The sequence below is a fragment of the Agrobacterium sp. fls2-241-TYG-188a genome, from assembly GCF_030209845.1.
In genome coordinates this window covers 79045-104477 of the sequence record NZ_JARVRD010000002.1, presented here as the reverse complement: position 1 = coordinate 104477, position 25433 = coordinate 79045, and the positions used below count along the sequence as shown (strand labels likewise).

Below are 25433 nucleotides of genomic sequence, written 5' to 3'. Positions count from 1 at the left end.
CTCTTCCCTGAATTTCTTGTGCTAACCGAAGACGCCGAGCAGGTAGCAAAGCAGAACGACAAGCAGAGCGAGAACGATGATCAGTCCTCGTCTTTCTGCCTTCATCCGTGCGTGGCTTTCGGCGGGCGTAACGCGACCTACCACTTGCGCAGCATCGGCCATATCCTTGTCGAGTTGCCTCGTCTGGAAATGCCTCTTGGTCTCGTTCGAATGCGCCGCCATGCTCGTCGCTCCAATCAAACCCGCTCGATAACCGTTGCCGTGCCCATGCCAGCACCGATGCAAAGCGTGACCAGTGCAGTGTTGAGATCGCGGCGTTCCAGCTCGTCCAGAACCGTGCCAAGGATCATCGCACCGGTGGCACCCAGCGGGTGGCCCATGGCAATCGCGCCGCCATTGACGTTCATCTTGTCGTGGCTGATGTCGAAGGCCTGAAGATAACGCAGAACCACGGCCGCAAAAGCTTCATTCAATTCAAAGAGGTCGATATCGGCAATCGACATGCCGGTTTTGGCCAGAAGCTTTTCGGTCACATCCACAGGACCGGTCAGCATCAGCGCCGGGTCGGAGCCGATATTGGCAAAGGAGCGGATGCGGGCGCGTGGCTTCAGGCCCATGCTCTCGCCACCGGCCTTGGAACCAACCAGCACGGCAGCCGCGCCATCGACGATGCCTGAGGAATTGCCCGCGTGATGAACGTAATTGATGCGCTCCACTTCGGGGTGCGCCATGATGCCGACAGCCTCGAAGCCACCCATTTCGCCCGGCATCTGGAAGGATGCGTTGAGCGAGGCGAGCGCCTGCATGTCGGTGCCGGGGCGCATATGCTCGTCACGGTCAAGAATGGTGATGCCGTTCTGGTCCTTCACGGGAATGACGGAATTCTTGAAGTAACCGTTTTCCCAGGCATGCGCCGCGCGCTTCTGGCTTTCCACCGCATAGGCATCCACATCGTCACGGCTGAAGCCGTACTTGGTCGCGATCAGATCGGCGGAGACACCTTGCGGCATGAAATAGGCCGGGAAGCTAACCGAAGGGTCCATGTACCAGGCACCACCGGACATGCCCATGCCAACGCGCGACATGCTTTCCACGCCGCCCGCAATGACGATTTCATCCGAACCGGCGGCAACCTTGCCAGCTGCGAAGTTGATGGCGTCCAGGCCCGATGCGCAGAAGCGCGAAATCTGCATTCCCGGCGCCTTGGTCGAATATCCAGCCTCAAAGGCCGCGCCCTTGGCGATGACGGCACCGGCATCCATGACCGGATCGACGCAGCCCATAATGATGTCATCGACGGTTGCGGTATCAAGCCCGTTGCGGTCGCGGATCGCCTCCAGCGTCTTTGCGGCCAGACGAACGGAAGGCACTTCGTGCAGAGAGCCATCCTTCTTGCCGCGCCCGCGTGGCGTGCGGACGTGGTCGTAAATGTAAACGTCAGTCATGTCTCATCTCCCTGTCGGCGCGTGGGCGCCTTCGAAATTTCTGGTGCGCAGGCAAGCCCCCTCATTTCAATGAGAGGGCTTCAAGCTCCACCGTCAAAACGCTTCCGCAGCCAGTTCCATCATTGTGTCGGCACCGGCTTCGATGCGCGTTTTGCGCAATGCCGTCTCGGGCAGGATCCGCTCCATGAAGAACTTTGCCGTCACCAGCTTGGTCTTGAGATAGTCCTCGTCCGAGGAAGAGCCTGATGACAGTGCCGCCTGCGCAGCCTTTGCCATGCGCGCCTGCATGTAACCCAGAACGACGAGGCCAAAGAGGTGCATGTAGTCGGTAGAACCGGCACCGGCATTGTCGGGCTTTGCCATGGCGTGCTGCATGAACCACATGGTCGCGGCCTGCAGATCGTTCAGGCCCTTCTTGAGGCCCTTGGTGTAAAGCGTCAGGTTCTCATCGGCACGGTTTTCCTCACAGAAATCACCGATTTCCTTGAACAGCGCCATGACCGCACGGCCACCATTGAGGCCCAGCTTACGGCCCACGAGGTCGAGCGCCTGGATGCCGTTCGCACCTTCATAGATCATGGTGATGCGGGCATCGCGCACATACTGGCTCATGCCATGTTCTTCGATATAGCCGTGGCCGCCAAACACCTGCTGCGCCATCACGGCATGGTCGAAGCCCTTGTCGGTCAGCACACCCTTGAGAATGGGGGTGACGAGGCCGAGCAGGTCATCCGCCGTCTGGCGTTCCTTTTCATCGGCCGCGCGATGGGCAATGTCCGATTGGAGGGCGGTCCAAAGAAGGAACGCGCGGCTAGCCTCGTTATAGGCCTTGATGGTCATCAGCGTGCGGCGGATATCGGGGTGAACGATGATCGGATCGGCCTTCTTCTCGGGCGCCTTCGCACCGGAGAGAGAGCGGCCCTGAATGCGCTCACGGGCATATTCGACGGCGTTCTGATAGGCGATTTCGCCAACCGACAGGCCCTGCAGGCCAACGCCGAGGCGAGCCTCGTTCATCATCACGAACATGGCCGAAAGGCCCTTGTTTTCCGCGCCAATGAGATAGCCCGTCGCATCATCATAGTTCATGACGCAGGTTGCATTGCCGTGAATGCCCATCTTGTGCTCAAGCGCGCCGCAGACCACACCGTTGCGCGCACCGACCGAGCCGTCCTCATTGACGAGGAATTTCGGCACGATGAAGAGCGAAATGCCCTTGGTCCCCTCCGGTGCGCCTTCAATGCGGGCGAGGACCAGATGGATGATATTGCTGGTCATGGAGTGCTCGCCAGCAGAGATGAAAATCTTCTGGCCGGAAATCTTGTAAGAGCCGTCTGGCTGCGGCACCGCCTTGGTGCGCAGAAGACCGAGATCGGTGCCGCAATGCGGCTCTGTCAGGTTCATGGTGCCGGACCATGTGCCCTCGACCATCTTCGGCAGATAGGTCTGCTTCTGCTCTTCGGAGCCATGCGCCAGAATGGCAGCAATCGCGCCCTGCGTAAGGCCTGGATACATCATCAGCGAAAGATTGGCCGATGACATATACTCGCCGATAGCAGCGTGAAGTGTGTAGGGGAGCCCCTGCCCGCCATATTCAGGCGGCACGGCAAGGCCTGTCCAGCCGCCTTCGCAATAGGCATCGTAGGCCTGCTTGAAACCATCGGGAACAGAGACCGAACCATCTTCGGCGCGCTTGCAGCCTTGGCTGTCGCCGGACAGGTTGAGCGGGAAAAGTTGCTCTTCGGCAAGCTTGGCCGCCTCGCCAGTGATCGCCTCGATCATATCGGCCGTGGCATCTTCGAAACCGGGAAGATTGTTGTAGCGCTCTATGCCGAGCACATCATTGAGAATGAAAAGGGTGTCTTTAACTGGGGCCTTGTAAACAGGCATTACCGATGATCCTCCGCACCGTTCGCCGGACTGCTCCGGCACCAACATGGGGCTTACAATATTTGACGTGCGCGTAAACGTCAAATAGCTTTCACGATAAATATGGAAGGCAGCGTATTCTTTAGAAACCTCGTGAAAGACCAGGGTTTTCAGGGCTGAAAGATGACTGCTCCTCGATATATGAAGAAAAAGTTAAATAAGCCGCAACATGGTTAACCAATTGTTTACCAAATATGGCGAAATGTTCCTAGTGGACGGACTGCTTCGCACATGGGGTGTTCCACCAAACAAATAGCAAGAACTCAGTGTTTCACGGCCCCATGGGCAGCGAGACAGGCAAACCGGGCAACGACGAAGCGAGCAGGAAGATGAACGGATTACGATCGAATTCCCATCGTCAAAACGACAGATCATCTCTGGACGCGCTTAACCGCACCATTGAAGGCCTGGAGGCCCGTATCGAGGATCTTCTGGGCGCGAAGGCCGCTCGCCCGTCCTATGACAATCATTCTACGCGCTCCGAGCGCGATCGCCCCGCATTTCAGGATAGCCCGGCCCATGCGCCGGCAAAGCCGCGTTTTGATCCGGTCAACGAAATCCGGCAGCGCCAGCAGGCGCTCGATGCCCGATGGGAGCGACAGCAGGTAGAGGCCGCGCGCGGCGCTGACATGGTTGGCGAGCGCGATCATGACCGCCGCTATGTCGAGCGTGACTATCGCTCCTCCACAGCCATTCCAGCTTCACGGCCACGCCCGACGGCCCGTATCGAGCGTGCGGCACCGCCAGCGCCAAGTCAGGGTGATGCGGCGCTGCGCGAAGTGGCGGAAGCACTGGTCAGCCTGCGTCAGGAATTGAAGCACGAGATTACCGAAGGCGTTGCCCGCGAAATGCAGGGTGTGCGCTCTGAGCTGCGCAACATTCGCTCCTTTGCCGAAAACCAGGATTTCGCCGAGGATATTCGCGAGGACGTCGCGCGGCTGGCGGCCAGCATCGAGCGGATGGGTAAAAGCTCCCTGCCGGATGCGCAGGCCCTTCGCAGCGAATTCGAGGAATTGCGCAGCCTGATGGACCAGGTAGCGCGCGAAGACAGTATGCACCGCATGGAGCAGCGCTTCGATAGCGTCAACGACACGCTGCGCGGTTTCGACACCGCTCCGCTGCAGGAAGAGATCGTTTCACTCGCTTACCGACTGGACGATATCAAGGGCCAGCTGGGTTCGATGAGCGGCAATTCCTCTGCCGTCCGGGCACTCGAAGAAAAACTGCTGACCATCGCCAGCGCAGTCGAGCAGCTGGGCCGTCACATCCAGCCGAACGAACAGGCATTTGGCGAACATTTCTCCGGTCTGGACGAGCGTCTTGACGAAATCAGCCGGGCGATATCCGCGACGGGAAGCCGCGCGGCCTCCTCCTTCGACACCTCCATGGCGGAGCGTCTGGAAGACCGGCTGGAAAGTCTCACCTCGCAGATCGAGATGTTGAAGCGCGCAGCAGAGGCAAAGGAAAAGCCAGCGGACGCACTCGGTGCGCGTCTGGATGCATTGACGACCCGCATCGAGGAGCTGTCTACCGACCGCAGCGTCTCGCAACTGGGAGAGCGGCTAGATCAGCTTTCGCTGCTTCTGGAGCGTTCGCAGCGCCCGTCCAGCCAGCCGGAACTGACCTCCTTCCTGACCGAGATTTCCCGCAAGATCGATGAACTCGGCAATGGCGCTGTCAACGACAAGCTGGCCGAGCGGCTGGAAAAAATCGCGCGGCGCATCGAAGAGATCGAAGCCAAGCCTGCCGCGCCGTCCAACGCGTCCTACGACACCGCCTTCAAGCGCCTCGAAGACCGCCTGAGCGACATTGCCACCAAGCTGGATGAGACCCGAGCACCCGCGGCTGGTGCTGGCGAGATGTCGCCGGAACTCGACCGGCGCATGGCCAATATCGAAGACTATATGGCGTCCAGCGACGAATATATCATCGAGGCTGCACGTCAGGCGGCGGAAGCTGTTCTTGAGGCGCATACGCGCAACAATCTGGCGCAGACCGCCAGCAATACGGACATGGTCATCCTCACCGAGCTTGCCAATGATCTGCGCAAGCTGGAAGGTCTCAGCCGCAACACGGAAGAGCGCACGCACCGGACTTTCGAAGCGCTGCATGAAACGCTGGTCCAGATTGCCGGACGTCTCGACACGCTCGACAATCGCCCGACGACTGCACAATCCGCATCGCTTCCGGCAGATGACTGGGCCGCTTATGAAAGCGTGGCACGTATGCCTGCCGCGACCTTTCCGGCAGAAGGGCTGATTGCCAGGGACGACCGTTCTTCGTTTGAAACAGCGGTAGACGCCGAGACCGCGCTGCTTGCCGATGCGCCGCTGCCGCCCGAAGCAGAAAAGACGGCTGTTCCTGAAAAACGCAGCATTCTCTCAGGTTTGACCCGTCGCTTCAAATCCAGCGCCGCCAAGACGCAGGAAGAAGAAGCGCCGAAGGTTTCACAGCGCCAGCAGATCGATCCTGCACCGGCACTCGACCCCGTCGACACGCTGCAGGCGGACATGGAAACCGAGCTGCTGGAGCCCGGCTCCGGTGCGCCTGACATCAAGAAGATTCTCGAGCGTGTGCGCGCCAGCCAGACCGCCGCTGCCCGCAATGGCACCGTCGAGGGCGACAGCCGTGCCGACTTCATTGCGGCCGCCCGCCGTGCTGCCCAGGCCGCAGCGCAGGAAAGCGTGCCCGACCGGAGTGCCGCGCAACGTTCTCCGCGTGCCAAGACGACGAATGCCGAAAAGGAAGGCTCCGCCCTTTCCCGTTACCGCCGTCCCCTGCTTTTGGGCATCGGTGCCATCCTTCTGGCCATGATGGCAATGCCTGCGATCAAGTCGCTCGTCGGTAGCGAGACCGCCCCGCCCGCCCTCACCACCGAGCCATCCTCAAGCGAACCAGCATCGAGCGGTTCTGCACCGGCACCGGCCCAGGCGCCTGTCGAAGCACCGGCTGCTTCCGTTGTACCGGTCGAGGCAAAGCCCGCCGGTGTCGACCCTGCCGTGACGCTTCCCTCTGACAGCACCATGGATGAAAACGCCATTGCTGCGGGCGAACGGATGCAGGCCGAAGCCGACAAGGGCGATCATCTGATCGACACAAGGCCGATTGGCGGCGCGCGCCTTCCGCAGGAAACGCCGACCATTTCGGTTGCGCCAGCCGCCCGGTCCACCGGCGTGGTGGAGCACCTGCAGCCCGCAACCGCTGTCTCCGACGCATCGCAGGCCCAGTTCAAAAAGGAAGCAGCCGCTCAACCAGCCGAAACGATTGCCGTTCCGGCAGGCATTGTACCTCAGTCCCTGGCGGACGCAGCTGCCAAGGGCGACCGGCTGGCACTTTTTGAAATCGGCGCACGCTACACCGATGGCCGCGGCGTTCCATCCGACCGTGCCGAGGCTGCCAAGTGGTACAAGCTTGCGGCAGACCGGGGCCTCGCACCGGCTCAGTATCGCCTCGGAAACATGTATGAGAAGGCAAATGGTGTCGAGCGCAACCTGTCCGAAGCCAAGCGGTACTACCAGCTGGCCGCGGATCAGGGCAATGCGGGCGCCATGCACAACCTGGCCGTCCTGCTCGCCTCCGACGCGGCAGGCGCACCGGATTTCAATGCGGCGGCAGAGTGGTTCATCCGCGCGTCCAACCTCGGCGTTCGCGACAGCCAGTTCAACCTTGCCATTCTCTATGCGCGTGGCAGCGGCGTGGCCCGGAGCCTTGAAGAATCCTACAAATGGTTTGCAATTGCCGCCCGTGATGGCGATGCCGATGCCGGCCAGAAGCGCGACGACGTGGCCAAGGCCATGACGCCCGCGCAGCTGGATACCGCCAAGGCCTCTGTCAATGCCTGGCAGGTGACCCCGCTCAATGATGATGCGAACTCGGTCAACCCGCCAGCGGAATGGACAGGCGGCGAAGAGATCAAGACCTCATCCGTCGACATGCAGAAGGCGATCCGCAACATCCAGGCCATCTTGAACAACAATGGCTTCAAGGCGGGCGAGCCGGATGGAAAGCTGGGCCGCAACACGGTTCTGGCGATCAAGGACTTCCAGAAGTCCATCGGTCACACACCGGACGGCCGCATTACCGATGAGCTGGTTACCGAGTTGCTGGCTCGCAACAAGTAATCCGGCAGTTTGCCGATCTTTCCAAATTATCAACGTATTTCCCGTTGAATAATTGACAGTCATGCCCACCATGGGCATGAACAGTGGAAGGTCGCAAGGCTTCTGCCTTTGCCATTTCTCGACCGATACCACCCCATTCGTGGTGAAGCCCGCCTTGAGGCGGCTTTGCCTTTTTGCACGGAACGATGCCCGAGGTCCTGATGTGACTGTCTATCTGCCCATTGCAGAACTTTCGGTGAATATCTTCATCATTCTCGGCATGGGCGCGGCTGTGGGCTTTCTGTCCGGCATGTTCGGCGTGGGCGGCGGCTTCCTGATCACCCCGCTTCTGATCTTCTACAACATTCCGCCCGTGGTTGCCGTGGCAACCGGCGCAAACCAGGTGGTCGCCTCTTCGGTATCGGGCTCCATCTCCCATTTCAGGCGTGGCACGCTGGATGTGAAGCTGGGAACCGTGCTTCTGATCGGCGGCCTTTGCGGAGCCACGCTCGGCGTCTGGCTGTTTACGCTCTTGCGCAGCATCGGCCAGCTGGACCTGATCATTTCGCTGCTTTACGTCATCCTGCTTTCCACCGTCGGCGCGCTGATGTTGAAGGAAAGCATTTCCGCCATTCGCCGCACCGCCCGCAACGAGACGGTGCCGCTTCGCCGTCCCGGCCACCACAACTGGGTGCACCGCCTGCCCCTTAAGATGCGCTTCAAGAAATCGAAGCTCTATCTCAGCGTCATCCCCATCATCGTGCTCGGCTTCGGCATCGGTGTTCTGACCTCGGTCATGGGCGTTGGCGGCGGTTTCATCATGGTGCCCGCCATGATCTATCTTTTGCGCATTCCCACCAATGTCGTGGTTGGGACATCGCTGTTCCAGATCATTTTCGTGACCGCCTACACCACTATTGTTCAGGCCGCAACGAACTATTCCGTCGATATCGTGCTGGCCTTCATCCTGATGCTGGCGGGTGTGGTCGGCGCGCAATATGGTGTGCGCGTGGGCCAGAAACTGCGCGGCGAACAGCTGCGCGCGCTGCTGGCGCTTCTGGTTCTGGCGGTCGGCGTCAGGCTTGCAATCACCCTCGTCATCAAACCGGACGATCTGTTTTCCGTCGCCGTGGGAGGGCTGGGCTATTGATCCGCAGCGCCCTGCTTGCCACCCTTTTTTGCACGCTTTGCGGAACGGCTTTTGCGCAAACACCGCCGCTGGCGATTTCGCCGGATGCGTCGGGGCAGTCTCGCACCCTGCAGGAAAACATCGAGATCGGCGCCTCGACCACCGAAATCTCCATAGCGTCCGATTTTCGCGGCGCCGACTTCACCATGTTCGGCGCTCTCAACAATGCCGACCAGCTGCTGCTGGCCATCGGCCAGTACGACATCGTGGTGACGCTGGAGGGCCCGAATGAATATTCCACCGTGCGCAAGAAAAGCCGGGTCGCAGGCATCTGGATCAACACCAGTGCGATAACCTTCGCGCCGCTACCGGAATCCTATTCCATGGCCAGCACCCGCAACATTCAGGACATTGCCACCGCCGGAACGCTGACCGCCATGGGTCTTGGGGTGGAACATCTGCCGCTGCGCAGCGCCGTGTTTTCCGGCGTGCCGGACAATGTCTACGACTTTCAGGAAGCCTATCGCCGCCTGAAGCTTTCCAGCGGCATCTATCGCAACGACACGACAGGCGTTCGACTGGAACGCACCGGCCTCTTCTGGGCCACGCTGCGCCTGCCCGCCAATGTGCCAAATGGCGTACACACCGCCCGCGCCTATCTGTTCAAGAGCGGAGCACCCGTTGCGCAAAAGGAACTGCGGCTGCGCGTGGTGAAAACAGGCATGGAACAGGCCATCACCGATGCCGCCCACCAGACTCCCATCGTCTATGGTATCCTGTGCGTATTGCTGGCCGTCATAACCGGCTGGGGCGCAAGCCTTCTGTTCAGACGCGATTGAACGCGCATCCGTCCTTCCGTCAAATCCTGTCAAAAAACCCGGCAACCTCTATTCCAAGCTTCGCCGTTCACGCGGCAGAGGCTGCCCGTGGGATGCTTCATTCTCTGGCCCCCTGACCATTTGCGGTCATGGGTATGTCGGACGGGGCGCTGCAAGCTGCCTCGTTGGGTAGTCTATAAGTGGCACCTTTCAGCGCCCCGTTCGGCTCTTTTGGCCAAACAGCAATCCACTTGCCACGGCTGGCAGACACCGGATGGCAAGGGTAAAACCTTGCCGGAGAGCCGGTCGGACATTGCCAAGGCCCGACCCTTCCCATCCGGGTGGTGCCATCCCTTGCGGAAAGGCACCCTGCCAGTTCAGCCACACCTGCCTTCGCCTCTGCCCGCGCCGAAAAATCAAGGCGCGGACCGGAGCGATCCGTTTTCCGCAAGGTCCTCACCCGCCAGCCCCGGCCAGATGCATCCCTTGCGATCCGTCCGCACCGTCGATGACGATGCGGGGCAGATGCAGCATCTTCCTGTGTACCGCCTGACTTTCGCTTCAATCCACATGGTCGCGTTCGACCAAGGGACGATGAGCTGTCGGTACACCCGGCGGCGAGGCTCCTGGCACAGGGAAGGGCGACTTCAGACTGTGGTTCAGCCTGACGACGCCATCCACGCAACCAGGTCGGGCATCGGGAAGACGACACGGCCGGTCCGAAACCGCGTCACCCTCCTCCCGTTGCCGCCGGGGGGATTGCTGCTCGACCCCGATGACCGAGAGGATGCGTAGCCCCCCGCCCACCAGCGCCGATCCCGCCTCGCCGCAACGCCTTGCGGTGTATCCGAGGGCGGAACGGGAGAATTGTGCTTCAGGTGCAGAGGGTGTGAATGAAATGCAGAAAGAATTTTGAGGTTTTTTTGCAGAGTAATATATAAGGCGTTGATTTATCGTGATTATTTCGTGTTTTGCGCCCTGCCTCTTGCTCGCTGCTGCGATGCCTGTTGTACGCAGACCTCGTTTGAAAGCCGCAGAGAGGAAGTGACCCGGTCTTTGGTTGCGCTGAGGGCCGAAGCCCGCCGATTACCCCAGCAGATTTCCAAATCGCACAGAGTAGATTCGGTCGCGACCCATGAGGTGCGCAACGAGCGAGGTGTGGTCGAAGAGGCCCTTCATGGCCTTGTGGCGCAGGTCGAGCCCGCCGCTCAACACCCCAAAGGCGGGCATGAGGAGGCGGGTGCCGTCGGTGGCGAAGCAGGGGCGGCGCACGGATTTGTCGCGGCGGCGCACGGTGGCGGCGGGGTGGAGGTGGCCGGCGATTTCGCCAGCGGATGCGCCCAGCTTCGGCTCATGCCGGAAGACGAGATTGCCGTAAAACAATTCGTCGCTGGAGGAGCCCGGCAGATCGACCGTGCCATCGGGATCATGGTTGCCGTTGATCCAGATCCATTCTCGGCCCTTGGCCATGTCCTTGATGAGATCGCGAAGCGGCAGCGGCAGGTGCTGCGAGCCGATGCGATCATGGAAATTATCGCCGAGGCTGACGACGATCTTCGGATCGTAGCGGATGATCAGCGAGGACAGGATCTTGAGCGTTGCAATGGTATCGTATGGCGGCAGCAGGCGCCCGCGACGGGCGAAGGCCGCACCTTTTTCAAGGTGAAGATCGGAGACGACCAGCAGCGACAGATCTGGCAGGTAAAGCCCGCCCAGCGGATCGCACCAGCCGGCAACGCCATTGATGGCGGTTTCCGAGCCGAGGCATTCAAAGCCGGTGGCAAATTTGTCGCTTAAGGCAAGTCGGCTCAGCACGTCTCGGTTTTGTCCTTCATGTCCTTGCGCCCGATGCATCATGACATCGCATCCGCAATCAGCTCATCGGCCGCTTCTGCCAGCACATCATCCTGCGCCTGACCGGCCACGGTTTCGCGCCCGATTTCCATCATGACCGGCACGGCCAGCGGCGAAACATGCTCCAGAGCGCAATGGGTGGTGTGACCCTTGATTCGCCTTAGCATATCGCCAAGACGGCCAATGTCCAAAAGTCCGGCTGCGGCATCGCGACGCGTGGCTTCCAGCAGGATGTGATCGGGCTCATGGCTGCGAAGAACATCATAAATAAGATCAGCGGACACCGTGACCTGCCGCCCGGTCTTTTCCTTGCCGGGATGGCGGCGCTCGATGAGGCCGGAGATGATGGCGCAGTTGCGGAAGGTGCGCTTGAGCATGAAGGATTCGTCCAGCCACGCCTCAAGGTCATCGCCCAGCATATCCTCGTCCAGCAGGTCGGTGAGCGAAAGCCGGTCCGATTGCAGACGTCTGCCCATGTCCTCCAGCGCCCAGATGGCCAGCGAATAATCGGTGGCGACGAAGCCCATGGGCTTGGCTCCGGCCCGCTCCAGCCGTCTCGTCAGCAACATGCCGAGCGTCTGGTGCGCCAGCCGCCCCTCGAAAGGGTACATGACCATGAAGAAGCGTTTGCGGAAGGGGAAGGTCTCGACCAGAAGCTCATCCCGCTTGGGGATGATGGATTTTTCCTTCTGGATGGCCAGCCAGTCGCGCACCTGATCCGGCAGGGCGTGCCATCGGGCGGGATCGGCCAGCATGGAGCGGACCTGATCCGCCAGATAGGTGGAAAGCGGAAACTTGCCGCCCGCATAGGAGGGGATTTTCGGGTCCATGGAAAAGGCCTGGCTGACCAGACATTCGTTTTCCCTGATGCCTTCGAAGCGCAGTACCTTGCCCGCAAACAGGAAAGTATCGCCCTGCACCAGCTGTTCAAGGAAATACTCTTCGACCTTGCCGAGCGACATGCCGCCACGCCCGACCGTGCCCTTGGCATTGCGCTTGACCATGCGGACGTTGAGTTCGGCGGCCTCGACGATGGTGCCAAGGTTGAGGCGGTATTGCATCGCCACCTGCTGGTTTGAAACGCGCCAGAGTCCCTCCTTCGTTTGGCGGATGCGGGCGTAGCGCTCATAGGTGCGCAGCGCATATCCACCGGTCGCGGTGAAATCCACCACGCGATCAAAGGTCTCGCGCGGTAGGCCATAATAGGGCGATGCTGTCGTGACTTCGCGGTAGAGCTCATCGGCATCGAAGGGTTCGGCGCAGGCCATGCCCAGCACATGCTGGGCCAGCACATCCAGCGCGCCTTCGGCGATGGGTGGCGTATCCTGCGCGCCGATGTAATTGGCATCGAGCGCTGCCCGGCACTCCATGACCTCGAAGCGGTTGGCGGGAACGAGAATGGCCTTGGAGGGCTCATCCATGCGGTGATTGGCGCGGCCGATGCGCTGGGCAAGGCGGCTTGCACCTTTGGGCGCGCCGACATGCACGACAAGATCGACATCGCCCCAGTCTATGCCGAGATCAAGCGTGGATGTGGCGACGACGGCGCGCAGCTTGTTGTCGGCCATGGCCGCTTCTACCTTGCGGCGCTGGCCGGCATCCAGCGAGCCGTGATGCAGCGCAATCGGCAGATTGTCGTCATTGATGGTCCAGAGTTCCTGGAAAATGCGCTCAGCCTGCGAGCGGGTATTGACGAAGATCAGCGTCGTCTTGTGGGCCTTCAAGGCCGGATAGAGGTCCTGCATGGCATAGCGGGCCGAGTGGCCGGACCATGGAATGCGCTCTTCCGTGCCGAGTATCGCGATATCCGGCTTTGCGCCGCCATCGACGGTGATGAGACCGGCGGTGGGTTCGCCCTCCCGTTGCGGGCTGAGATAGCGTTGCAGATCCATGGGGTCGGCGACGGTGGCGGAAAGGCCGATGGTGCGCATGGATGGCGCGTGCTTGCGAATGCGGGCAATGGCGAGCGACAGGAGATGGCCGCGCTTGGAGGTGACGAGCGAGTGAAGCTCGTCCAGCACGACATATTTCAGGTCCTTGAAGAAGCGTTCGGCTTCCTTGTTGGCGAGCAGTAGCGAGACCTGTTCCGGCGTCGTCAGCAGAATATCCGGCGGTTTCAGCTTCTGGCGCTGGCGCTTGGCCTGCGGCGTATCGCCGGTGCGGGTCTCGACCGAGATGGGCAGCCCCATTTCCGATACCGGCTTCATCAGGTTGCGCTCGATATCGACGGCAAGCGCTTTCAGCGGCGAGATATAGAGCGTGTGGACGCCAACGAATGCAGACCCCGGCGGTACCTTGCCGCGCTCTGCGAGATCAGTCAGCGATGCCATGAAGCCGCCCAGCGTCTTGCCGGCACCGGTCGGCGCAATCAGCAGCATGTTTTCGCCACCCCGAGCGCGAGCGGATAGTTCCAGCTGGTGGGCGCGTGGGCTCCAGCCCTTTTCGCCGAACCATTTCTGGAAGGATAAAGGCAGGGTGCCGACATCTAGGCCGGAACTGGGGGGCTCGGTGTGTGTCACAGCACTAAAGTAGTGAAATGCTGGCGAAAAAGAAGGGCCTCACATGGCGATATAGCGGTCATTGCGGTGATTGACGGCAATGACGAGGTTCATCACCAGCGCACCGAGGATGGAGCAGAGAATGATGAAAGGCGTTGCGACGAAGAAAGCGCAGACGAGGACGGTGCAGTCGAAGGCCAGTTGCGCAAGACCGGCGCGAATGCCGAAGCGATCCTGCAGATAGAGCGCCAGAATGCCGAAGCCGCCAAGGCTGGTGCGGTGGCGAAACAACGCCAGCATTCCGGCCGCAACTACCAGCCCGCCAAACAGGGCAGCCACGATGGGATTGACGTTCTCAAGCACGATAAGCTGCGGGAGATATTCCGACAGCAGCGAGGTGAGCGCAACAGCACAGAATGTCTTGATGGTAAAGACGAGCCCAAGCCGCCGAAAGGCCAGAAAATAAAAGGGCACATTGGCAAGAAAGAACAGAAGGCCGAAGCTGATATCGGTCACATAATGCAAAAGAAAGGCGACGCCAACCACGCCGCCCGTCAACAGGCCACCGCCGGACAGGAGGACGACACCGAGCGACGCCAACATGCTGCCCGCTATAACCGCCTGCGCATCCTCTACCACGGAATGCCGATCAGGCGTCGATGCCCAGAAACGGATACGTTTGCTTTCTGCTATGTCGCTCATGATCACCCCGCAATGCCTGTTATTCTTTGCGCTGTAGCGGGTAAAAATTCAAGAGATCAACGCACGACGATATAGCGATCCGAGCGGTGATTGATCGCGAGGAACAGGTTGAGCACGAAGGCGCCCACGATGGAGTAGATCACCGTCTGCGGGTTGATGATCGAGAAGGCGGCAATCATGACGCAGCTGTCGAATGCAAGCTGGATGAGACCGGCCCGAATGCCGAAGCGATCCTGTATGTAGATGGCGAGAATGCCGATGCCGCCGAGGCTTGCGCGGTGACGGTAAAGCGCTAGAAGCCCATAACCCAGCAACAGACCGCCCAGAAGCGCGGCCCAGAGCGGGTTGATGCTTTCCACCACCATCCAGCGGGTCTCAAGCTCTGTCAGCACCGAAACGAGGGCGATGGCAATGAAGGTCTTAAGCGAAAACGCAAGACCGAGCCGACGGAAGGAAAGGTAGTAGAACGGCAGATTGACGAGAAAGAACAGCAGGCCAAAACTTATTCCAAAGGCATAATGGATGAGGAAGGCAACGCCCGCCGTGCCACCGGTCAAAAGGCCAACCTTGGCCAGCAGGTAAAACCCAAGGGCCGACACGATGCTGCCGGTGACTATACCCTGAATGTCTTCGACCGGCGCGTGCTTTGCCGGATCGACACTCCACATGCCATAGACGCTTCTTGTGAATGCCATGCGCGCTACCCCGAAACCAGAAAGAATGTGTGAGAGTGCATCGCCGCGCCCGATCATGACGAGGGGGAGGCGCTGATAGGCCATATTTTGCACTGCAACACGCTTCGTATCAAGAGCGATACGTAAGCAAGGCTGACCTATTGCCAAAATGGCAAGAAATGAAAAGATCAGGCCGCTTTTCCGGCAAGAAAGAGAATGCCGGACAGGGGTTTTCCAGCGTCCTTGCGAATGGTCGTCTTTTGTATATCGATGATTTTCAGACCCGCAGAGGCCAGCAGGCCCCGCACATAGGTTTCCGAATGCGCATAGCGAAGCGATGGCTGCAGCACAAAGCCGTCACCGGCTCCCGCATCTTCAACGGAAAAGGCAAAGACGCCAGCGGGTGAAAGCAGGGCATTGACGAGCGGCATGACGGTTTCGAGGCTTCCCAGATACATCATGACATCGGCAGCCGCGACCAGATCGGCGCGGTGGGGAACAAGGCCATCTGCAAAAAGGCCGGATGTGTCCGCAGGCAACGAAAGATCGGCTTGCGCCAGATGGTGATAGATCGCCTTTTCTTCGGCCTTGGCCAGCATATTAGTGGAAATATCGAAGCCTTCGAGCCGCTGCGTCCAGGCGTGAAGTTCCATGCCGAGCAGGCCGGTGCCGCAGCCGATATCGACGATGCAGGCAAACTGCCCGCTGGCCGGTCTGGCGGTTTCGATCAGCGCCGCCAGTTTTTGCGGCACGCTGTATTCCAGCTTTTCGACCAGCGATGTTTCGAAACGATCGGCGTAATCATCGAAAAGGCCCTCGACATAGGCACTTGGCGGCTGTTCCGGCGTTTCCGCCGCCCCCAGCACGGCAAGCTTCAGGGACGCGGCAAAAATGCCCTCGGGGTCAAGTCGGTCCACGGTCTCATAGGCGGCAATGGCCTTTTCCCGCTGCCCGGCCTTCTGGCAATAATCCCCCAGCTTTACCCAGCCTGCGGCCCAGGATGGCGCAAGTTCCAGCGCCTGTTCGATCAATTCCGCAGCAGCCGCGTTATCTCCGCTTTCGGCGAGCATACGGGCATAATCGGCGCGCCGGTCTGCGATGGCATCGCCGGAGGAAAACTGGTTTGAGGCCATTCGCAAATCCCTGAAAGAGGTGCGCTGTCTTTCCTCAAGCCATAAAAAAACTCAAGTCCTATTTCATGGCAGCGGCAAATATGGTGCCGGGGAAGCGCTGAAGCTTGCATAGTGCGGCGATGCTTCATATGTCTTGGCCGGAATTTAGGAGAACTGCTATGGCCGGTGAGGTCGATAAGGTGCTGGGTGATAGTGTCGCGCGGACAATCGTCAAATTGCTCGTCGTGTCGCTGATCGTCGGTTTCGTCATGGCTGTGTTCGGCTTGACGCCATGGAACATCATTTACGGCTTGCGTGATTTCGTGCTCGACCTATGGCACACCGGTTTCCGCGCGCTGGGCAGCATCGGCGATTACCTGCTTGCAGGTGCCGTCATCGTCGTGCCCGTCTTCATCATCCTGCGCCTTTTGAGCTTCCGCCGATAATATGACCCAGCCTTCAGTCTTCACGCTTTCGCGACGCGGTTTCGTGCTCGTCTCCGCCGGTGCCGCGCTGTCTGCCTGCGTCTCTACCCCCACCAACAAGGGCGTGGCCGCCGGCACGCGCGATGAAACTGCAGCAGCGCTGCCCATGGTCAACGAGCTTCGCCGCTCGAAGGGACTTTCGCCGCTTTCTGCCAACAGCGCCGCCCAGCAGGCCGCCGCCTATCAGGCCAACCGCATGGTCAAGGCCCAGAAAATGGCGCACCTCATCGGCCTCACCGACAGCTTCCTCATCCGCATGAAAGATGGCGGCGTGCCCCTGCCCGCCGCGGAAAATGTCGCCGCCGGACAGGATACCGTCGAGCGTGTCGTCAAGGCCTGGATTGGCTCACCGCACCATCTGGAGAACATGCTGGGCAATTACGGTGGACTGGGAGTGGCCGTCGCTTATGATGCGGCGGCGAAGAACCGGCCCTATTGGGCCATGGTGCTGTGTCGGTGATGACGCGCGCCAATAGGTGACTGCGGTTGTCGCAGGTCGGACTCTGAGGCGCCGGACGAAGAGGTCTCCCGGCGCGCAGACGCGCGCCCGCTGGACCCCGGATCAAGTCCGGGGTGACGGGGGGGGCGTGACGGTATTCGGTTGAGGTCGGCCTATACGCTTTCTCGATCTCCGCAGCCGACCGACCTTGCTCATTTGGCTTCAATTCTTTGAAGACTACCGTCAACACAACGCTGCCTCCGTCTACCACCTCCGCACTCCCTCTCTTAGGCGTCCGGAGGCACCACGTCTGCGTGGACGACCTCTGCACCACCTCTCCTCCGTCATCCCGGACTTGATCCGGGATCCAGCCGCCTTGCGTCTGCAAGGCGAGAGGACCCTAACCACGGGGCTGTCGAACGAACACATCTCCCGGAGCGCAGACGCGCACCACTAGACCCCGGATCAAGTCCGGGGTGACGGGGGGTGGGGTGGGCGCTACGGCGTGAAGGTGGTGGTTTGGGGACTAGAGTGGCCGGTCGGCCCAGCGGTCGAGCGTGGTGTCGCGCAGCTCGCGGATATTGGCGACGCGTTCACGCTCGACCAAGGTCGACAGCCCGCGCACGATACGGCCGGGCAGTGCCGGGCCTTCATAGACCATGCAGGAATAGAGCTGCACGAGATCGGCCCCGGCGCGGATTTTTTCGAGTGCGGATTCGGCGGAGGACACGCCGCCCACGCCGATAATCGGCAGGTGGGGACCGACGCGTTTGCGCATTTTTGCAAGCACGGTGGTGGAGAGATCAAACAGCGGCTTGCCGGAGAGCCCGCCCGTTTCCTGATTGTTGGCGCCGGGGCGAAGCCCGTTGCGAGACAGCGTTGTGTTGGAAACGATCAGGCCGTCGAGATTATGCGCCAGCACTTCGGCTGCTATATCGTCCAGCCCTTCCTCTGTCAGATCGGGCGCGATCTTGAGGAAGACGGGAAGGCGGCGGTTGAGCTTTTGCGCTTGTGCATCGCGCTCTTCCAGAACGGCCTTTAACAGTGCCGACAGGCTTTCCCGCGCCTGCAGGTCACGCAGGCCCGGCGTGTTGGGAGAGGAGATATTGGCCGTGAAATAGGAGGCAACGGAGGAGAAGGTTTCGATGCCCCTCACGTAATCCGCAACACGGTCTTCGCTATCCTTGTTGGCGCCGATATTGACGCCGACAATGCCGCGCAGCCCCGCTGCCATGAGGCGCGCCAGAGCAGCCGCGTGACCTTCATTGTTGAAGCCCAGCCGATTGATGACCGCCTCATTTTCCACGAGACGGAAAATGCGCGGCTTGGGATTGCCCGATTGCGGACGCGGCGTAACCGTGCCGATTTCGGTGAAGCCGAAGCCCAGCTTGAGCAGCGGACCCGGCACTTCCGCATTCTTGTCATAGCCTGCAGCCATGCCGAGCGGATTTGGGAAAACAAGGCCGGCCACCGTCTGCTGCAGGCGCGGATCATGCGGCACATGGCAGGTGGGAATGAAGCCCGAACGCAGCGCAGCGATCGACATGCCATGCGCCACTTCCGGATCCATCAGAAACAGGCCACGGCGACCGATCGAGGAAAAAAATCCGCTCATCATGCAATCTCCGGAAACTGGTGGGCGCCATCGTCATCAAGGGTGAGCGGTGTTTCCCAAAGGACCGCGCTGAATGGCAGGGGCGCATAGAGATGCGGAAAATCTTCACCGCCGCGCGAAGGTTCGAAAACCAGCTTGTCGCCAAGCGCACCGCCATCCACGGCAACGAGGACAAGATTGTCCTTGCCGGAAAAGTGCCTGCGCGCGGTTTCGTGCAGCTGGCTCGCTGTGGAGAAATGAATATAGCCATCCTGAAGATCGATGGCCGCGCCCATGAAAACACCCGTTTCCGCAGCTTCCCGCCACAAGGCGGCATCCACGATCTTGTAAATGACGGGGGGCGTTTCACTCATCGGCATCTCCTTCAGATGCGTTGGGGTTTGCCGCAAATGACCCTGCTTGTCCATCACTTCACGCAGATTTTTGTGCCATTGCGGCAAGGCCGAGGTGAGTGGCTAATTGAGCGCTTGAATTCGCGGGGAAATTGGCGCAATCCTTGGATGTGGAGACTTGACGCACAGGGAAACTGCGCCAAAATATGAGGCGAACATGAAATGCTCTTGGGAGGGGGCGCGGCATGTCACAACTCACCATCATCATTGCAGACGACCATCCTCTGTTTCGCGGCGCCTTGCGGCAGGCGGTAAGCGGGCTTGAGGGCGAAAACACCATTGTCGAGGCGGGTGACTTCGACGCTGCGAAGGCCGCCGCCAAGCGTTACCCAGACACAGACCTTATGCTGCTTGACCTGGCCATGCCCGGCGTCAGCGGCTTTTCGGGGCTGATGTCGCTTCGGGCAGAATTTGCGAGTCTGCCCATCGTCATCGTTTCGGCAACCGACGACCCGGCGACCATGCGCCACGCCATAGAACTCGGTGCATCCGGTTTCATTTCCAAATCCGCAGGCATCGAGGACATGCGCGCCGGCATTCGCGCCGTTCTGGAAGGCGACATATGGATGCCCGTTTACGGCCAATCCGGACAGGAGCACGACCCCGAGCTGGCGGATCTCATCAGCCGGTTGAGGACGCTGACCCCGCAGCAGAGCCGCGTTCTTTCGATGCTGGGCGAAGGCTTGCTCAACAAACAGATTGCCTATGAGCTTGGCGTTTCGGAAGCCACGATCAAGGCGCATGTCTCGGCCATATTGCTGAAACTGAAAGTGGACAGTCGCACGCAGGCGGTCATTCAGCTTTCCAAGATTACCATGTCGACGCTTGTGGCCTGATACAAGGATTTTATTCCTTTTGCACTTTACTCTTGGTTCGGCTTTGGGTAAATTTCGGCAGTTGCTGAAGAGCCGCGTGACGACGCCGCTCCACCCGGGCCGTTAACCATGCTGTCACACGAAAATATCTGGAGCGCCATCGATACCCTTGCGGATCGTAACCAGCTGTCTCCTTCGGGCCTGGCGCGCAAGGCCGGGCTTGACCCGACATCCTTCAACAAATCCAAACGTCAGGGGCCGGACGGGCGCCAGCGCTGGCCATCCACGGAATCGATTTCCAAGGTGCTGGAAGCGACAGGCGCGACAATCGACCAGTTCTTTGGCTTTGCGCTAAGCCATGCCCACAGGAACAACACCATACCGGAGGGCAACTTCCCGCCGCAAATGGGGTCCATTCCGCTTCTGGGCTTTGCCCAGGCAGGGTCCGGTGGATTTTTCGATGATGGCGGCTTTCCCGCCGGCCAGGGTTGGGATGTTGTCGATTTTCCCGCCTCGCCTGCCAACAGGCCCGGTGTCTATGCACTCGAGGTTCAGGGCGACAGCATGATGCCGCTATATCGCGATGGCGATGTGCTGATCGTGGAGCCCGGCGCGCAGGTTCGGCGCGGTGACCGCGTGGTGGTGAAAAGTCGCGACGGTGAAGTCATGGCCAAGGTTCTGGCCCGCCAGACGGCAAAGACAATCGAGCTTTTTTCGCTTAACCCCGAGCACCCCAACCGGAGCTTCGATCTCGCCGATGTCGAGTGGGTGGCCCGCATCATCTGGGCCAGCCAATAGTTCCGGAGCGCCCGTGCCGGATGGGACGCTCTACGCCCGATAAACTGCTCAGAACAAGCCGTATGGGAAATAGCGGCGGTAGATTTCCTCCAGTCGCCCGTTGCGCGACAATGCGGCAAGCGCCTGATCGAACGCCGGAACGAGCTTGTTTTCGGGATCGACCGTCATGATCGAGAAGCCCTCACCGAGGAATCGATCCGACATATAGGGGCCGTCGAACATGGCACAGCATCCTTCCGAAGCCGTGCCCGCGACCCAGAATGGAAGTCGCAGCCCATCGGCAAAGACGGCGTCGATCTTTCCCGTCTTCAAAGCCTCATACATCGGTTCATAGCCATCGAAGCCGTTGACTGCGGCCTTGGGAAAAAAGGCCTTCAGCATCGTTTCGTGGCGGGAATTGATGATGACGCCAACCTTGCGGCCGGAGAGCGCTGCGGCGGATTGCCCTTCCAGTCTCGCGGATTTGTTGACGGCAAAACGAGCGGGCAGAAGAATGTAAGGCCTGGTGAAGCTGAAGCTCTTGCGCAAATCCGCACTGGAGGCGATGCCGGACATGACAGCCTCACCCTCGCCCATTTCCACCGCCGCTTCCAACTCGTCAAAGGGCAGCGCCTGCACCTGGCACTTGCTCTCGATTTTCAGCTGCGCGCAGATTTCCCGCGCCAGATCCACATGAAAGCCAACCAGGCGGCCGTCCTGATCGGTGAAATTGAAAGGCGGAAAATCCACCGACATCAGGAAGCGAACACGCGGAACCTTGGACAGGTCCGCGCCCGGAAGCCGCTCCTGCGCGTCAAACAGAACAGGCAGCCGACCGGCATCAGGCAGGTTTTCCGCGGCCAGCCCGTTAGACGGCGCAACAACGGTCGAGTAGATGAAAATACCCGTTAATTTTAGTAGTGCAGCCCAAGAGCGCATATATAACATCCGTTACGGGGATATAGGGTGCCGCTGCAGGCAGCGGCCGGGAACGCGTATGTCGCAATTCGACGAATATACACAAATATCGCGTAATGCGATGCTTGTGAAAAGTGAAATTATTGCTTTCAAGCCACTCGACAGTCGCTCCCTGTCGTATGCCGATGCTGATGTGCCGGAAAGCGACGATGCAGCTTTCCTGAAAACGCTTGGTCTTGGCAAACCCTATATCGAGATGTTTTCGAGACGGGCGTCTCTCCACGGCTCGACATTCGAGGCGGAGCTTCTCTCGAGCGGTCTTGTCACTGAAGATGCCTATTTCGGGGCCTTTGCACGATTCCTGCGGCTGCCCTTCGTGGCCGAGCTGGACCATGCCGTTATCGTGGACACCCCGTCTCTCGATATTCAACTTCGGGATACGCGCATGGTGCGGCTGTCGCCTCAGGATGCCATGCCCCATATGGCCATCGTGCCGGATCTGCAAAGCATCGCAAGGTTGAAGCGGGCGCTTCAAGCCACTCCCGATCTGGCTGGCGACCTTGTTGTCACCACTCCCTCTGCGCTCCGGCAGGCGGTCTGGAAGGCCGGGGAAGGACGCCGAACGCGCCAGACGATCCATGCTCTCTTCGACAAGACCCCTCTATACTCGGCGCGGATTACCCTGCACGGCAAGCAGGGCTTTCTGCTGGGTGTGGGGGCGACCTGTTTTCTGGGCTCACTCATTGCGGCACCCACGCTTACCTTCCAGTTGCTGCACATCGTTACCGCCGTGCTTTACATGAGTGCCCTCCTTTTCAAGCTGGCACCGCTGCGCGCAAAGCCCGATCGCCGGACCCTGGCGCTGGTCGAAAAGCACGACGATGAAGCTTTGCCGGTCTATAGCGTATTGGTCGCACTCTACCGCGAAGAAACAGTCGTTGAGCAGCTTGTCACCGCACTGAACAGGCTGGACTGGCCCAAGTCGCAGCTGGACGTCAAGCTTGTCTGTGAAGCAGATGACCTTGGTACTCTGTCCGCCATCGAGCAGCTCGATCTCGGTCCACAATTCGAAATCATCCGGGTGCCGCCATCCCTGCCCCGGACAAAACCCAAGGCGCTGACCTATGCGCTTGCAGGCGCGCGCGGCGAATTCACCGCCATCTACGATGCCGAGGATCGCCCGCATCCCAAGCAATTGCGCGAAGCCTACGCCCGGTTTCAGCAAGGCTGTGACAATCTGGCAAGCTTGCAGGCTCCACTCATTATCAGCAATGCCAACACATCGTGGATGACCGCGTCCTTTTCCCTGGAATATTCAGCCCTTTTTCGGCGGCTTTTGCCCATGCTGGCAAAAATGAGGATGCCAATGCCTCTGGGTGGGACCTCCAATCATTTTCGAACATCGGTCCTGCGCAATGTGGGGGCCTGGGACCCCTTCAACGTCACCGAAGACGCAGATCTCGGTTTGCGGCTCTATCGCCTCGGCCACCAGTCGGATGTCATAAGTTACCCCACGCTCGAGGATGCTCCAACAGAGTTTTCCGTCTGGCTGAACCAGCGAACGCGATGGTTCAAGGGCTGGCTGCAGACGTGGCTGGTCATGATGCGATCTCCCCTGCGGGTAGCCAACGAAATGGGCTGGAAAGCCTACGCCGTCTTCCAGCTTCTCATCGGTGGAATGCTCCTGTCGTCGCTCACGCATCCATTGTTCATCGTGACGGTGGCACTGACGGCGAAGACAATCCTGACGGAGGGACCGGACGCCTTGTCGACGATCCAGTTCTGGCTATTTACAATCGATCTTCTCAACATTCTTGGAAGCTACGCCGTCTTCCTGCTTATGGGCAGTCGGGCCATGATTGACCATGAGAAAAGCATGGTGGGAAGCAAATGGTTGGCGACCCCGGCATACTGGCTGATGATCTCGCTCGCGGCCTGGCGAGCGATCTATGAGTTGCGCTACAAGCCCTTCGTCTGGAACAAGACGCCGCACAGCCCCGTCAAAAAGAATAAATGAAGTATTTTCTAGATCAACAAAAGTATATTTCTAATTTGGTAGATATCTTCCAGAAGTCGTAACTCAGAGCAAGATCAGTAGGGCGACTTGCAGGCAGTACGAGCGCCCGTGCCATTATCGATGGTGTCATCGGTCGCGTGATAAGAAGTGTAGTTTTGCGCACACCAGCGAACGTGCTGAATCTCATTAGGAGAAAGCGCAAAACCCTGGGAATTTGCGGCCTCACCAACGCCACCAGTAAAGGCAACAGGCGGATGGCTGTAAGTGGCGGCGGCAGCGGGCGCCTGCTCCTCATAGGCCGGAGAAATGACGCTCAATGCATGGGCAGGCAGAAAAGTAACGCCACAAAACCCAGCACTCATGGCAGCCACTGACATCAGTTTTACCATCTTAAACATCGGTACTTCCTTTTGTTATTCGGAAAACCAACGTTACTCGACGGAGTTTTGTTCCAAGATCGCAAATATAGGGGAAAGAACGCCTGGAGCGGGTGAAGGGAATCGAACCCTCGTATTCAGCTTGGGAAGCTGCTGCTCTACCATTGAGCTACACCCGCATGGCATTCAAAAGTCTGACAGTTGTGGTGGGCTGTCAAGTTTGTTGTGGGTCTATCAGGCGCGGAAGTGCTTGGAGAGTTTGAGGCCCTGGGCTTGATAGTTGGAGCCGAGGCCGGTGCCGTAGAGGCCTTCCGGTTTGGTCAGCATGTGTTCGTAGACCAGGCGACCGACGATCTGGCCGTGTTCGAGAATGAAGGGGACTTCGTGGCTTCGGACTTCGAGAACCGCGCGGCTGCCGGTTCCGCCGGCGCTGGCGTGGCCGAAGCCGGGATCGAAGAAGCCTGCGTAATGTACGCGGAACTCGCCTACCAGCGGGTCGTAGGGCGTCATTTCGGCGGCATAGAGCGGTGGAACGTGCACCGCTTCGCGGGAGACGAGAATGTAGAATTCATCCGGGTCGAGGATCAGTTCAGCGCGGCCCCGCGCATGGATTGGCTCCCAGAAGTCCAGCACGTCATGCGCCGCTTTCTGATCGACATCCACTACGGCGGTGTGATGCTTGCCGCGATAACCGATCAGGCCCTGTTCGCCGAAGCCCTGCAGATCGATCGACAGGGCAATGCCGCCGCCCGATACATTGGGGGTTTCGCTTGCCACCAGCGTTTCGTTTTCATGCAGCGTCAGCAACTCACCTTCGTTGAGAACGGAGTGGCCGATGCGGAAGCGGATCTGCGACAGGCGCGAGCCCTGACGAACGACGATAGGGAAGGTGCGCGGGCTGATTTCAAGATAGAGCGGACCGTGATATCCCGCCGGGATCTTGTCAAATTCCTGCGCATAATCGGTGATGACGCGGGTAAAGATGTCGAGGCGGCCTGTCGAGCTTTTCGGGTTGGCGGAAGCAGACATGCCTGCCGGAAGCGCCAGCGCCTCCATCAGGGGGACGATGTAGACGCAGCCTGTTTCCAGCACCGCGCCTTCGCTGAGATCGATCTCGTGAAGGCTGAGGCGGGTCAGCTTTTCGATGACCTTGGTGGATGGGCCGGGCATGAAGCTGGCCCGGACACGGTAAGCCTTGGCACCCAGACGCAGGTCCAGGCTGGCAGGCTGGACCTGATCTCGATCCAGCGCCTTCTGGCTGGTCAACTGACCGGCGTGGAACAGCTCGCGGATCGCTCCATCTGCCAAAATGCCTGTTGTTCTCGTCATCGCTCACC

Annotated in this window: 21 protein-coding genes and 1 tRNA gene; 8 read left to right on the top strand and 14 right to left on the bottom strand. The window is 59.8% G+C overall.

The features are described from left to right. Positions 1–21: 21 nt before the first annotated feature. From QRN85_RS07320 to QRN85_RS07310, 3 genes are all read right to left on the bottom strand, one after another. The gene (locus tag QRN85_RS07320; protein WP_284757303.1) at positions 22–222 is read right to left on the bottom strand and encodes a hypothetical protein; all 201 of its coding nucleotides are present in this window, start codon (positions 220–222) and stop codon (positions 22–24) included. Between the two features lie 14 nt (positions 223–236). Next, positions 237–1445, bottom strand: a complete 1209-nt coding sequence (locus QRN85_RS07315; protein WP_062586406.1) for an acetyl-CoA C-acetyltransferase — start codon at positions 1443–1445, stop codon at positions 237–239. Between the two features lie 93 nt (positions 1446–1538). After that, the gene (locus QRN85_RS07310; RefSeq protein ID WP_284757302.1) at positions 1539–3335 is read right to left on the bottom strand and encodes an acyl-CoA dehydrogenase C-terminal domain-containing protein; all 1797 of its coding nucleotides are present in this window, start codon (positions 3333–3335) and stop codon (positions 1539–1541) included. Between the two features lie 368 nt (positions 3336–3703). On the opposite strand from QRN85_RS07310, the gene QRN85_RS07305 reads away from it, so the two are divergent. The 3 genes from QRN85_RS07305 to QRN85_RS07295 all read left to right on the top strand — a co-directional run bounded on the left by QRN85_RS07305 (position 3704) and on the right by QRN85_RS07295 (position 9442). Continuing rightward, positions 3704–7495, top strand: a complete 3792-nt coding sequence (locus QRN85_RS07305; RefSeq protein WP_284757301.1) for a peptidoglycan-binding protein — start codon at positions 3704–3706, stop codon at positions 7493–7495. Positions 7496–7697: 202 nt separating this feature from the next. Beyond that, positions 7698–8624 carry a sulfite exporter TauE/SafE family protein gene (locus QRN85_RS07300; protein WP_062587180.1) on the top strand — a complete coding sequence of 309 codons (927 nt, stop codon included), beginning with the start codon at positions 7698–7700 and terminating at the stop codon, positions 8622–8624. Then, positions 8621–9442, top strand: a complete 822-nt coding sequence (locus tag QRN85_RS07295) for a TIGR02186 family protein (RefSeq protein ID WP_062586402.1) — start codon at positions 8621–8623, stop codon at positions 9440–9442. The genes QRN85_RS07300 and QRN85_RS07295 overlap by 4 nt, the downstream gene beginning before the upstream one ends. Before the next feature lie 1065 nt (positions 9443–10507). Here QRN85_RS07295 and pdeM read toward each other — a convergent pair. From pdeM to QRN85_RS07270, 5 genes are all read right to left on the bottom strand, one after another. Further along, positions 10508–11236 carry a ligase-associated DNA damage response endonuclease PdeM gene (pdeM, locus tag QRN85_RS07290; protein WP_284757300.1) on the bottom strand — a complete coding sequence of 243 codons (729 nt, stop codon included), beginning with the start codon at positions 11234–11236 and terminating at the stop codon, positions 10508–10510. A 38-nt stretch (positions 11237–11274) separates the two neighbouring features. Beyond that, the gene (locus QRN85_RS07285) at positions 11275–13794 is read right to left on the bottom strand and encodes a ligase-associated DNA damage response DEXH box helicase (protein WP_284757299.1); all 2520 of its coding nucleotides are present in this window, start codon (positions 13792–13794) and stop codon (positions 11275–11277) included. Positions 13795–13833: 39 nt separating this feature from the next. Further along, a complete protein-coding gene (locus tag QRN85_RS07280; RefSeq protein WP_284757298.1) occupies positions 13834–14475 on the bottom strand; it encodes a YitT family protein in 642 nt (213 codons plus the stop codon). A gap of 56 nt (positions 14476–14531) precedes the next feature. Beyond that, positions 14532–15143 (bottom strand): YitT family protein, encoded by a 612-nt coding sequence (locus QRN85_RS07275; RefSeq protein WP_062587178.1) that lies wholly within the window; start codon positions 15141–15143, stop codon positions 14532–14534. A 194-nt stretch (positions 15144–15337) separates the two neighbouring features. After that, on the bottom strand, positions 15338–16282 hold the full coding sequence (locus QRN85_RS07270) for a class I SAM-dependent DNA methyltransferase (protein WP_284757297.1): 945 nt from the start codon (positions 16280–16282) through the stop codon (positions 15338–15340). Positions 16283–16440: 158 nt separating this feature from the next. Between QRN85_RS07270 and QRN85_RS07265 the strand changes: the two genes are divergently transcribed. Together QRN85_RS07265 and QRN85_RS07260 are read left to right on the top strand one after the other, a co-directional pair. After that, positions 16441–16707 carry a DUF6460 domain-containing protein gene (locus QRN85_RS07265; protein WP_062586396.1) on the top strand — a complete coding sequence of 89 codons (267 nt, stop codon included), beginning with the start codon at positions 16441–16443 and terminating at the stop codon, positions 16705–16707. A gap of 1 nt (position 16708) precedes the next feature. Next, positions 16709–17206 (top strand): CAP domain-containing protein, encoded by a 498-nt coding sequence (locus tag QRN85_RS07260; RefSeq protein ID WP_113219180.1) that lies wholly within the window; start codon positions 16709–16711, stop codon positions 17204–17206. Between the two features lie 505 nt (positions 17207–17711). On the opposite strand, the gene QRN85_RS07255 is transcribed toward QRN85_RS07260, so the two are convergent. Then, positions 17712–18800: a quinone-dependent dihydroorotate dehydrogenase gene (locus QRN85_RS07255; protein ID WP_284757296.1), complete on the bottom strand. Its 1089-nt coding sequence runs from the start codon at positions 18798–18800 to the stop codon at positions 17712–17714. Beyond that, positions 18800–19153: a DUF952 domain-containing protein gene (locus tag QRN85_RS07250; protein WP_284757295.1), complete on the bottom strand. Its 354-nt coding sequence runs from the start codon at positions 19151–19153 to the stop codon at positions 18800–18802. Before QRN85_RS07250 ends, QRN85_RS07255 begins: the two co-directional genes overlap by 1 nt. A gap of 224 nt (positions 19154–19377) precedes the next feature. On the opposite strand from QRN85_RS07250, the gene QRN85_RS07245 reads away from it, so the two are divergent. Together QRN85_RS07245 and QRN85_RS07240 are read left to right on the top strand one after the other, a co-directional pair. Next, positions 19378–20028: a response regulator gene (locus QRN85_RS07245; RefSeq protein ID WP_284757294.1), complete on the top strand. Its 651-nt coding sequence runs from the start codon at positions 19378–19380 to the stop codon at positions 20026–20028. Positions 20029–20136: 108 nt separating this feature from the next. Continuing rightward, positions 20137–20805, top strand: coding sequence for a S24 family peptidase (locus QRN85_RS07240; RefSeq protein WP_062586390.1), 669 nt, complete (start codon positions 20137–20139; stop codon positions 20803–20805). A 48-nt stretch (positions 20806–20853) separates the two neighbouring features. Here the strand turns inward: QRN85_RS07240 and QRN85_RS07235 are convergent, their stop codons facing one another. Then, a complete protein-coding gene (locus QRN85_RS07235) occupies positions 20854–21615 on the bottom strand; it encodes a transporter substrate-binding domain-containing protein (protein ID WP_350225071.1) in 762 nt (253 codons plus the stop codon). A 208-nt stretch (positions 21616–21823) separates the two neighbouring features. On the opposite strand from QRN85_RS07235, the gene QRN85_RS07230 reads away from it, so the two are divergent. Continuing rightward, positions 21824–23719, top strand: coding sequence for a glycosyltransferase family 2 protein (locus QRN85_RS07230; RefSeq protein ID WP_284758797.1), 1896 nt, complete (start codon positions 21824–21826; stop codon positions 23717–23719). Between the two features lie 74 nt (positions 23720–23793). Here QRN85_RS07230 and QRN85_RS07225 read toward each other — a convergent pair whose 3' ends face one another. From QRN85_RS07225 to QRN85_RS07215, 3 genes are all read right to left on the bottom strand, one after another. Then, positions 23794–24117, bottom strand: coding sequence for a BA14K family protein (locus QRN85_RS07225; protein WP_284757292.1), 324 nt, complete (start codon positions 24115–24117; stop codon positions 23794–23796). An 84-nt stretch (positions 24118–24201) separates the two neighbouring features. Next, positions 24202–24275: transfer RNA gene (locus QRN85_RS07220), tRNA-Gly, on the bottom strand. 55 nt (positions 24276–24330) lie between these two features. Then, positions 24331–25425, bottom strand: coding sequence for a 2'-deoxycytidine 5'-triphosphate deaminase (locus tag QRN85_RS07215; RefSeq protein WP_284757291.1), 1095 nt, complete (start codon positions 25423–25425; stop codon positions 24331–24333). Between the last annotated feature and the right edge of the window lie 8 nt (positions 25426–25433).

What these genes read in the sequence shown, in the direction of transcription:
- QRN85_RS07215 (WP_284757291.1), bottom strand. Translation starts at nt 25,425, where the DNA reads ATGACGAGAACAACAGGCATTTTGGCAGATGGAGCGATCCGCGAGCTG.
- QRN85_RS07240 (WP_062586390.1), top strand. Translation starts at nt 20,137, where the DNA reads ATGCTGTCACACGAAAATATCTGGAGCGCCATCGATACCCTTGCGGAT.
- QRN85_RS07260 (WP_113219180.1), top strand. Translation starts at nt 16,709, where the DNA reads ATGACCCAGCCTTCAGTCTTCACGCTTTCGCGACGCGGTTTCGTGCTC.
- QRN85_RS07320 (WP_284757303.1), bottom strand. Translation starts at nt 222, where the DNA reads ATGGCGGCGCATTCGAACGAGACCAAGAGGCATTTCCAGACGAGGCAA.
- QRN85_RS07230 (WP_284758797.1), top strand. Translation starts at nt 21,824, where the DNA reads ATGCTTGTGAAAAGTGAAATTATTGCTTTCAAGCCACTCGACAGTCGC.
- QRN85_RS07245 (WP_284757294.1), top strand. Translation starts at nt 19,378, where the DNA reads ATGTCACAACTCACCATCATCATTGCAGACGACCATCCTCTGTTTCGC.
- QRN85_RS07250 (WP_284757295.1), bottom strand. Translation starts at nt 19,153, where the DNA reads ATGAGTGAAACGCCCCCCGTCATTTACAAGATCGTGGATGCCGCCTTG.
- QRN85_RS07265 (WP_062586396.1), top strand. Translation starts at nt 16,441, where the DNA reads ATGGCCGGTGAGGTCGATAAGGTGCTGGGTGATAGTGTCGCGCGGACA.
- QRN85_RS07310 (WP_284757302.1), bottom strand. Translation starts at nt 3,335, where the DNA reads ATGCCTGTTTACAAGGCCCCAGTTAAAGACACCCTTTTCATTCTCAAT.
- QRN85_RS07255 (WP_284757296.1), bottom strand. Translation starts at nt 18,800, where the DNA reads ATGAGCGGATTTTTTTCCTCGATCGGTCGCCGTGGCCTGTTTCTGATG.
- QRN85_RS07280 (WP_284757298.1), bottom strand. Translation starts at nt 14,475, where the DNA reads ATGAGCGACATAGCAGAAAGCAAACGTATCCGTTTCTGGGCATCGACG.
- QRN85_RS07315 (WP_062586406.1), bottom strand. Translation starts at nt 1,445, where the DNA reads ATGACTGACGTTTACATTTACGACCACGTCCGCACGCCACGCGGGCGC.
- QRN85_RS07275 (WP_062587178.1), bottom strand. Translation starts at nt 15,143, where the DNA reads ATGTGGAGTGTCGATCCGGCAAAGCACGCGCCGGTCGAAGACATTCAG.
- QRN85_RS07270 (WP_284757297.1), bottom strand. Translation starts at nt 16,282, where the DNA reads ATGGCCTCAAACCAGTTTTCCTCCGGCGATGCCATCGCAGACCGGCGC.
- QRN85_RS07225 (WP_284757292.1), bottom strand. Translation starts at nt 24,117, where the DNA reads ATGTTTAAGATGGTAAAACTGATGTCAGTGGCTGCCATGAGTGCTGGG.
- QRN85_RS07305 (WP_284757301.1), top strand. Translation starts at nt 3,704, where the DNA reads ATGAACGGATTACGATCGAATTCCCATCGTCAAAACGACAGATCATCT.